9 protein-coding genes are annotated in these 5,891 nt (G+C 63.8%); 4 read left to right on the forward strand and 5 right to left on the reverse strand.

Annotation, left to right across the window (positions count from 1 at the left end; genetic code table 11):
* Positions 1-175 precede the first annotated feature (175 nt).
* On the reverse strand, positions 176-832 hold the full coding sequence (locus PMN64_RS41470) for a carbonic anhydrase (RefSeq protein ID WP_028340853.1): 657 nt from the start codon (positions 830-832) through the stop codon (positions 176-178).
* A 142-nt stretch (positions 833-974) separates the two neighbouring features.
* Between PMN64_RS41470 and PMN64_RS41475 the strand changes: the two genes are divergently transcribed.
* The gene (locus tag PMN64_RS41475) at positions 975-1,853 is read left to right on the forward strand and encodes an HpcH/HpaI aldolase/citrate lyase family protein (protein ID WP_411784935.1); all 879 of its coding nucleotides are present in this window, start codon (positions 975-977) and stop codon (positions 1,851-1,853) included.
* Between the two features lie 364 nt (positions 1,854-2,217).
* On the opposite strand, the gene PMN64_RS41480 is transcribed toward PMN64_RS41475, so the two are convergent.
* From PMN64_RS41480 to PMN64_RS41490, 3 genes are all read right to left on the reverse strand, one after another.
* Positions 2,218-3,009 carry a hypothetical protein gene (locus PMN64_RS41480; RefSeq protein WP_411784936.1) on the reverse strand — a complete coding sequence of 264 codons (792 nt, stop codon included), beginning with the start codon at positions 3,007-3,009 and terminating at the stop codon, positions 2,218-2,220.
* 93 nt (positions 3,010-3,102) lie between these two features.
* Positions 3,103-3,705 carry a 3-isopropylmalate dehydratase small subunit gene (leuD, locus tag PMN64_RS41485; RefSeq protein WP_016847636.1) on the reverse strand — a complete coding sequence of 201 codons (603 nt, stop codon included), beginning with the start codon at positions 3,703-3,705 and terminating at the stop codon, positions 3,103-3,105.
* A gap of 87 nt (positions 3,706-3,792) precedes the next feature.
* A complete protein-coding gene (locus PMN64_RS41490) occupies positions 3,793-4,191 on the reverse strand; it encodes a metallopeptidase family protein (protein ID WP_016847635.1) in 399 nt (132 codons plus the stop codon).
* A 115-nt stretch (positions 4,192-4,306) separates the two neighbouring features.
* On the opposite strand from PMN64_RS41490, the gene PMN64_RS41495 reads away from it, so the two are divergent.
* Positions 4,307-4,633 (forward strand): hypothetical protein, encoded by a 327-nt coding sequence (locus tag PMN64_RS41495; protein ID WP_304498100.1) that lies wholly within the window; start codon positions 4,307-4,309, stop codon positions 4,631-4,633.
* Here the strand turns inward: PMN64_RS41495 and PMN64_RS41500 are convergent.
* The gene (locus PMN64_RS41500) at positions 4,630-4,854 is read right to left on the reverse strand and encodes a hypothetical protein (RefSeq protein ID WP_411784937.1); all 225 of its coding nucleotides are present in this window, start codon (positions 4,852-4,854) and stop codon (positions 4,630-4,632) included. The genes PMN64_RS41495 and PMN64_RS41500 overlap by 4 nt on opposite strands.
* Positions 4,855-5,194: 340 nt before the next feature.
* Here PMN64_RS41500 and PMN64_RS41505 point away from each other — a divergent pair, with 340 nt between their 5' ends.
* Positions 5,195-5,428 (forward strand): hypothetical protein, encoded by a 234-nt coding sequence (locus PMN64_RS41505; RefSeq protein ID WP_016847632.1) that lies wholly within the window; start codon positions 5,195-5,197, stop codon positions 5,426-5,428.
* A gap of 127 nt (positions 5,429-5,555) precedes the next feature.
* Positions 5,556-5,891: hypothetical protein (locus tag PMN64_RS41510; RefSeq protein ID WP_411784938.1), on the forward strand; the 336-nt coding region annotated here is incomplete at its 3' end.

Raw genomic sequence — 5,891 nt, forward strand, 5'->3', positions numbered from 1 at the left:
CCAGCCAGCATGGTGAATCAGAAACACACTGATTTGGGAATCCCAAATCGATTCAACCTAAACCCATCCCGCTTTAGAGCGTTTCGGTTCTGATTGAATCAGAACCGAAGCTCTAGATTCTTGTCTTGACGCGTTTTCTTCACGCGAACCGGTGTCCACTTCGCTCAAAAACGCTCTACCCGCCTGATTTCAGCTCGTCGCGGACGCTGATGAATTCCTTCGCGACCCGGTCGAGCACGAACAGCGAGCCTTCGGCGACGCCGAAATAGGCGCCGTGCAGCTGCATCTCGCCGCTCTCCACGCGCTCGCGCACGAACGGGAAGGTCATCAGGTTCTCCAGCGAGCGGAACACCGCGGCCTTCTCGATGCGAACGACGAAATCCTGCATCGTCTCATGCTCGCGTTGCTCGACGACCTCGCCGGGCTTGATGAACATCTGCATCCATTTGCCGATGAAGTCGCCGGGCGTGAGCGGCTTGATCTTGTCGACGAAGGCGCGGATGCCGCCGCACTGCGCGTGGCCCAGCACCACGATATTCTTCACCTTCAAAACGGTCACGGCATATTCCAGCGCGGCCGAGACGCCGTGGGCGTTGCTGTCGGGCTGATAGACCGGAACCAAATTGGCGATGTTGCGGACCACGAACAACTCGCCAGGGCCGGCGTCGAAGATCACCTCCGGCGAGACGCGGGAGTCGCAGCAGCCGATCACCATGGTCTCGGGAAACTGGCCGCGCTCCGATAGGTCGCGGTAGCGCGACTGTTCGGTCGGCAGCCGCTGGGTCGCGAACGTCCGGTAGCCGTCGATCAACTGCTTCGGAAAGAATTTCATGGCCTCTGGCTAACCACATGCGGGTAACGGGAACAAGACTTTCGGCGTGTGGCCTGAGATGATACGGCAGCGTTGAAGAATGGTTCCGCCCGATGCCCAAACAATGGACACTGGCGGAGCCCAAGCCCCCAGGAGAATGTCGATGACCCGTCCGCGCCGCAGCCTGTTGTTCATGCCGGGATCGAATGCACGGGCGCTGGAGAAGGCCCGGACGCTGGCGGCGGACGGCATTATCCTCGACCTGGAGGATTCCGTGGCTCCCGACGCCAAGGCCACGGCGCGGGAGCAGATCGCCAAGGCGGTCGCGGCCAGGGGCTTTGGCAAGCGCGAGGTCCTGATCCGGATCAACGCGCTCGACACGCCCTGGTGGGTCGACGACGTCGGCATGGCCGGCAAGGCGCAGCCGGACGGGATCCTGGTTCCCAAGATTTCGACCGTCGACGATCTCAACGCCGTCGCCGATCGCCTCAGCGACATCAATGCGCCTGCCTCGATCCGGGTCTGGGCGATGATCGAGACCGCGCGCGCGGTGCTCGACGCCGACAAGCTGGCCGCGGCATCGAAGGATTCCGAAACCCGGCTCGCCGGCTTCGTGTTCGGGCCGAACGACATTGCGCGGGAGACCCGGATCCGGATGAAGCCGGGCCGCGCGGCGATGATCCCGATGATCACGCATTGCATTCTGGCGACCCGCGCGCACGGGCTCGAGATCCTCGACGGGCCCTACAGCGACATCAGCAATGTCGACGGCTTCGCCGAGGAATGCGCGCAGGGCCGCGATCTCGGCTTCGACGGCAAGACGCTGATCCATCCGAGCCACATCGATGCCTGCAACGCGATCTTCACGCCGCCGGAGGCCGAGGTCGCCGAAGCGCGCAAGATCATCGCCGCCTTCGAGAAGCCGGAGAACGCCTCGCGCGGCGCGATCCAGCTCGACGGCCGCATGGTCGAGCGCCTGCACGCCGAAATGGCCAGGCGCACCATCGCGATCGCCGATGCAATCGCCGCGATGGGGCATTAGCCCAGCGAAGCGTCTTCCCTTCTCCCCCTGTGGGAGAAGGTGGCGCGAAGCGCCGGATGAGGGGTTGTCTCCGCTAGCGAGATTTATCCGTGCGGAGAGAAACCCCTCACCCGCGCTCGCTTCGCGAGCGCATCCTCTGCCACAAGGGGAGAGGGTAAGACCGCGCCTGTATCAGCTGCCAAACCTCTCCGACGCCCATGATATGCCATAGCCGCGGGGCGGTTGCATGATTTCTGAATAATAGAAGAGTGCCGCTGATTTGCCCGACGAGTCAAGCTGCCATGTCGAGCGCCGGCAGCCGCCGGCTACTTTGCATGGGGTTGTTTTCGATATTTTGGCGGTGCGCCCCTCCAGGGGAGGGTGATTATCGCGCGCCAAACCTCTCCGCCGCCCACGCGTAGAGGCTGCCGGGGATCGGCGCCTCCTTGCCGCGCCCCTTCGGCGAGATGTGCAGGCCGATGATCCCGGGATCGTTCAGGTAGCGCGAAAAATCCGACGGTTCGAAGAACAGTCTCGGCTCGGCGTGCACGGCGTAGAATGATCGCTTCGGCAGCGCGTGCTGCAATTCGCCTGCGCGGCGCGCCAGCGCGGTGAGCGCCGCCGGGCCGTAGATCGCGACGCGGATGTCGGCGAGGCGGCTGGATTTGCCGCGCAGCCGGCGCATCGCAAAGGTCAGGCGGTGGCGCAGCGCCAGCCAGTCCGGGATCAGCTCGTCCTGCTGCATCAGCGCCTCGAAGGCGCGCACGATCGGATCGTCGGGCGGCAGATACAGCACGGAGTTGCCGAGCTGCCGCGGCCGCTCCCAGGCAAAATAGGGCTTTGCCGGATCGAGCTCGACGCCCTTCAGCAGCAGCACGTCGGCGTCGAGCCAGAGGCCGGCGCGCTGTGCCATCAACCGCATGCGGAAGAAGTCGCTGAACTGCAGCATGGTCCAGTCGCGCCACGAGCCGTCGGGCTCCGCCGGGCGCAGCTTCTCCGCGAACGAATGCGGCAGTACGGCTTCGGCTTCGGCATTGCCGATACCGTCGGGCAGGCCGGGAATCGGATCAAAGCTGTAGACGGTGACCTTGTGCCCCGCCGCCACCTGCGAGCGCAGGCAGGTCTGGCGCAGCGCGTCCATCGAGCCGTGCCAGAAGGTGACGATGTCAGGCAGCATGCGCGTCAGCTATCAGCGGGTTTGCGGCGAGCGAATTCGGCAAAGAAAAGCCCCGGCGCCTGACGGCACCGGGGCACGATGATGCGCTGAGCCTCAAGCCCAGGCGCGTTCCTTGAGCTTGGTCTCGTAGCTGTCGATCGACGCCTTCTTCTCCATCGTCAGGCCGATGTCGTCGAGGCCGTTGATCAGGCAGTGCTTGCGGAACGGGTCGATCTCGAACTTGACCTTGCCGCCGTCGGGACCGCGGATCTCCTGGTTGGGGAGGTCGATGGTCAGCGTCGCGTTGGCGCCGCGCTCGGCGTCGTCGAACAGCTTGTCGAGGTCCTCCTGCGACACGCGGATCGGCAGGATGCCGTTCTTGAAGCAGTTGTTGTAGAAGATGTCGCCGAACGAGGTCGAGATCACGCAGCGGATGCCGAAATCGAGCAGCGCCCAGGGCGCGTGCTCGCGGCTCGAGCCGCAGCCGAAATTGTCGCCGGCGACCAGCACCTTCGCGTTGCGATAGGCGGGCTGGTTGAGGACGAAATCGGGGTTCTCGCTGCCGTCGTCCTTGTAGCGCTGCTCGGAGAAAAGCCCCTTGCCAAGGCCGGTGCGCTTGATGGTCTTGAGGTACTGCTTCGGAATGATCATGTCGGTGTCGACATTGATGATCTTCAGCGGCGCCGCGACGCCTTCCAGCGTGGTGAACTTGTCCATCGGTGCTCTTCCCGGGCAAAAAATAGCGGATATCGGCCGGTTGTTTATCGCGAATGTGACAGCGGTAAAAGGGCCATTTCTGCAGGGCTAGCCCGCATCGGCCTCAATCGCCTCCATATCGGCGTCGGAGAGGCCGAAATGGTGCCCGATCTCATGGATCAGCACGTGGCGGACGATGTGGCCGAGGGTCTCGTCGTGCTCCGCCCAGTAATCCAGGATCGGCCGGCGGTACAGCCAGACCAGGTTGGGCAGCCGGGCCACGTCGCTATGGCTCTGCTGCGGCAGGCCGATGCCCTGAAACAGGCCGAGCAGGTCGAACTCGCTCTCGGCCTGCATCTCGTCGAGCACCTCGTCGGTCGGGAAATCATCGACGCGGATGATCAGGCCCTCGCAGAGGGCCCGGAACGTCTTGGGCAGGCGCTCGAAAACCTCGTGCGCCATGGCCTCCATCTCGGCGAGCGAGGGGGCTTTTTCTGTGGTCCACATGACACTCCTTTAGCGCGAGTGCTGTCGGCGGCGCCAGCGCAGTTGACCTTGGCGGCGCAATGGGAGACCGTGCCGCCCACGAATGGGGCTCAAGAATCGAGCTTGGGTGGGCGTAATGAAACGGATCGTGGCAGCAGCGTCGTTGGCTGTAGCAGTCGGGCTCTCGCTCCCGGCGACGGAGGCGCAGGCACAGAGCGCGGCAGCTGAGGCGCGCGTCGGCGAGGCGGCACCGGTCGTGCGCGAGCGCGTCGTCGAGCGCCGCCGGCTGAAGCGTGTGCCGATCTACCGGTCCCGGCCCGATCATTGGGAACCCGATGTCATCCCGCGCTACAATCCCGGTCCGAACGCCGTCCGCGACTGCACCGCGACTTATGTGCAGGAGCACCGGCCGAGCGGTACCGTGATCACGCCGCGCATGAACTGCTTCTGGCGGCCGGGCTAGTTGCGCGTATGTCGGCGCGTCGCGCCGATCATCGCAACAGCCGCGATCACTCCCATCGATCCATAGACCGCGACCGCCATCAGCAATTGCGTGAGATGGCTTACAGTGCCCATGGCGCCGCCCGGTCCTTGCGAGGCGAGCGCGACATCGATTGAAATGATGGAACCGCCGAGCGCTGCTGCGCCGAGTGCCAACCATTTGCGCGGGCCTTGTTGTGCCATTGGCGATGTCCTGCGAGAGGCACCTCACAACATGCGACCATAGTCTATGCCGGATTTACGCGTCGACACGAAAAATCCTGCGGCTGTGTCGGAACCTGAAGCGCGCTCGCAGCATTCATGATCGTGGCGCAGTTATTCACTTCCCATTCACGTCGTCCGCATTCTGCTTGCGATCTGCGTCGCGGCAACGGGGGTCGATTCGAAAGCTCAAGCGTTTTCCAGCGGAGCCTGTCCCGCACGTGATGCGGGATGGACGTCGGCTCGCGTGAAGAAAACGCGTCAAAGCAAGATCTGATCGTTCGTTGCAAGACGTGACTTAAAGGGATCAAGGAGACAATTCATGAAGGCGATGAAGGTTCTGGGACTGGCGGCCGTCGGTGCCGTGTTGGTGTTGGCGGCGCCGGCCGAGCGTGCAAGCGCGATGTCGCTCGCCACGCCGGGTACAGCCGCAACGGTTCAGGACAACGCGAACCAGACGACCACGCAGGTACGCTGGGGCGGGCGCGGCTGGCATCGTGGCTGGCATCGCGGACATCACCGCGGCTGGGGGCATCGTCGCCACTGGCGCCGTTGATCGCGCGGCGTATCAGCGCAGATGAGACACAGGCCCGTGAGCAGCGGGCCTGTTGTCGTTCTCAGCCATCAAACCGGCAGATTCGCCCACGCGAGATGATATCAATCGCAATCTGCAGGAGTTGATCATGATGAGATGGATCGGTGTTGCGGCTGTCGCTTGTGCATTCGCGTTGACAGCGCCGGCATCGGCAACCGCCGCGGCATCAGCCAAGCCGCAGGCCGCGGCACCGCAGCGGCAAGCAGGCAAGGCGACTGATATCAGCGCGCAGCGCCATCATCACCATTACCATCGTCGCCACTATCACCACGGCTACCGTCCTTATTACCGGCCGTACTATCGGCCCTATTCCTATTATCGGCCGTACGGCTCCTATTATTACGGGCGGCCCTATTACTATCGGCCGTACCCATATGCCGCGCCGGCGCCATTCACCTTCGGCTTCGGGTTCGGCCCGTTCTGG

The sequence above is a fragment of the Bradyrhizobium sp. UFLA01-814 genome, from assembly GCF_046718885.1.
In the GTDB taxonomy this organism is placed as follows: Bacteria; Pseudomonadota; Alphaproteobacteria; order Rhizobiales; family Xanthobacteraceae; genus Bradyrhizobium; species Bradyrhizobium elkanii.